Below are 769 nucleotides of genomic sequence, written 5' to 3'. Positions count from 1 at the left end.
CAAAGGCCACCTTGTCCGCGTCGAGACCAAGAACGGTCTCGCTACCGGCTTTGCCACAACCGACGGAACGCCGCTCGACCCCGAGATCGTCGTCACCAGCAAGGCAAAGCTCCGGGGCGAGATCGCCGCGACGCTGCGTGCCTTTGGAGGCGCAACGCGCCTCATGGCAGCAGCCGACCGGCGAGCGGCTTAAGGCCGGAATCCCGGGCTGGGTACGTAGGGATGTTCCTGGCGGATAATCTCTTCCGCTTTGCCAATAGCCTCGCGCTGACGCGCTGACCCTTTTGGCGCGATCGACCAGTTCGAGCGCGGGTGGAAGACCACGGGCAATGCCGTGACCGGTCCTACCGCCCTGCGCCACGCCAAGTCGCTGCCGCCTGCTGCGCCGACCAGCAAGGTCACGAAAAGATCCTCGATGTCGCCGGTCGTCATCGAGCCTGAACGCACGGCCGTACCGGCCGTGCCGCACAAACCCACTGCTCATGCACATCGGAGAACCCACTATGGCCGCTATCACAGACCTCCCCGTCATGACTCGTGCCGACGCCGTTTCGCTTGGCTTTGCCGGCTTCAACGACGTTCCGCACAAGCCGATCGACATCCCTGATGGCGCGTTCACCCTTACGGCGAAGACCAGCGAAGGTCGCCGCGTCACCTTCTGCTTCATGGGAAAGACCTACGACGGCCCCGCCCGCTTCGTGGACATCCAGTTCCACGATCGCGGCAGCACGATCCCGGTCCCGAGTGGCGGGGTATCACCCACCTTTAA

Annotated in this window: 3 protein-coding genes; 2 read left to right on the top strand and 1 reads right to left on the bottom strand. The window is 64.2% G+C overall.

Annotation, left to right across the window (positions count from 1 at the left end; genetic code table 11):
* A partial coding sequence (locus AACY52_RS28755; protein ID WP_339561134.1) for a hypothetical protein occupies nucleotides 1–193 on the top strand: 193 nt, incomplete at its 5' end.
* On the opposite strand, the gene AACY52_RS28750 is transcribed toward AACY52_RS28755, so the two are convergent.
* Complete coding sequence (locus AACY52_RS28750; protein ID WP_133192255.1) at nucleotides 190–432, bottom strand: hypothetical protein; 243 nt, start codon at nucleotides 430–432, stop codon at nucleotides 190–192. The genes AACY52_RS28755 and AACY52_RS28750 overlap by 4 nt on opposite strands.
* 98 nt (nucleotides 433–530) lie before the next feature.
* Between AACY52_RS28750 and AACY52_RS28745 the strand changes: the two genes are divergently transcribed.
* On the top strand, nucleotides 531–769 hold a 239-nt coding region (locus tag AACY52_RS28745; protein WP_339561133.1), incomplete at its 3' end, for a hypothetical protein.

This window comes from Pseudomonas sp. EA_65y_Pfl1_P113, assembly GCF_963970525.1.
Lineage (GTDB): Bacteria > Pseudomonadota > Gammaproteobacteria > Pseudomonadales > Pseudomonadaceae > Aquipseudomonas > Aquipseudomonas tritici.
This window is presented reverse-complemented; position numbering and strand designations above follow the sequence as displayed.

Coding starts and splice junctions, on each gene's coding strand:
- AACY52_RS28750 (WP_133192255.1), bottom strand. CDS start 432: ATGACGACCGGCGACATCGAGGATCTTTTCGTGACCTTGCTGGTCGGC.